General features: G+C 48.1%; 2 tRNA genes and 2 rRNA genes. All 4 read left to right on the forward strand.

The features are described from left to right. Nucleotides 1–244 (forward strand): 16S ribosomal RNA (locus tag WS34_RS14645); the annotation flags it as partial. A 140-nt stretch (nucleotides 245–384) separates the two neighbouring features. Further along, nucleotides 385–458 (forward strand) — tRNA-Ile (locus WS34_RS14650). 101 nt (nucleotides 459–559) lie between these two features. After that, nucleotides 560–633, forward strand: a tRNA-Ala gene (locus WS34_RS14655). A 112-nt stretch (nucleotides 634–745) separates the two neighbouring features. Further along, a 23S ribosomal RNA gene (locus WS34_RS14660) occupies nucleotides 746–1,324 on the forward strand; the annotation flags it as partial.

Here is a 1,324-nt window from a genome sequence, read left to right on the forward strand (position 1 = left end):
CCTCTCTCAGTTCGGATTGGAGTCTGCAACCCGACTCCATGAAGCTGGATTCGCTAGTAATCGCGCATCAGCCACGGCGCGGTGAATACGTTCCCGGGCCTTGTACACACCGCCCGTCAAGCCATGAAAGCCGGGGGTACCTGAAGTACGTAACCGCGAGGAGCGTCCTAGGGTAAAACTGGTGATTGGGGCTAAGTCGTAACAAGGTAGCCGTACCGGAAGGTGCGGCTGGAACACCTCCTTTCTGGAGCGACGCTCATAACAAGATGAAAAGTAGGTTCTAAAGAGATTACCTCCATAAGAACCTCTTGTACTGCGAAGATTGTTTATTGATAATATAAAGAGAAAGTAGAAGCCGAGCCTTCGGGCTAGGGTTTGACTGACAGTCCTATAGCTCAGTTGGTTAGAGCGCTACACTGATAATGTAGAGGTCGGCAGTTCAACTCTGCCTGGGACTACGACATAGTCTTGGTGACAGGTACAGACGATTCTTAATTGCTAATTGATATTTTAATTACTGATTACCAATCACTGACCGCCCCTCACTAATCACTATCTCGGGGGATTAGCTCAGCTGGCTAGAGCACCTGCTTTGCACGCAGGGGGTCAACGGTTCGAATCCGTTATTCTCCACTCTTGAGATTCCAATTGATTGGAATATTCTCAAACGATCTTTGACATGATGTAACAGAAAAAAGTAAAGTTAAAGCTGAAAGTATATATCGACCATACGTTGTCGGTAAGACTAAAAGTAAGCAAGGGCGCATGGCGGATGCCTTGGCTCTCGGAGGCGATGAAGGACGTGATAAGCTGCGATAAGCTTCGGGTAGGTGCAAATAACCTTTGATCCGGAGATTTCCGAATGGGACAACCCGATTGGTTGAAGACCAATCATCCAACCACGTTGGAGGCTAACGCAGGGAACTGAAACATCTTAGTACCTGCAGGAAAAGAAAATAAATAATGATTCCCCTAGTAGTGGCGAGCGAACGGGGACTAGCCCAAACCACCTATGTTACGGCATATGTGGGGTTGTAGGACCACGTTGTGGCAAGAAAACTGGTGAGTAGAATGTTCTGGAAAGTTCAACCATAGAGCATGATAGTTGCGTATACGAAGCCAGTCGAAGCCTAGTGGTATCCTGAGTAGCGCGGAGCACGAGGAATTCTGCGTGAACCAGCCGGGACCATCCGGTAAGGCTAAATACTCCCGAGAGACCGATAGTGAACCAGTACTGTGAAGGAAAGGTGAAAAGCACTTCGAACAGAAGAGTGAAATAGTTCCTGAAACCATGTGCCTACAAGCGGTCGGAGCACTTTTAGTG

This window comes from Odoribacter sp. N15.MGS-14 (assembly GCF_000980245.1).
GTDB lineage: Bacteria > Bacteroidota > Bacteroidia > Bacteroidales > Marinifilaceae > Odoribacter > Odoribacter splanchnicus.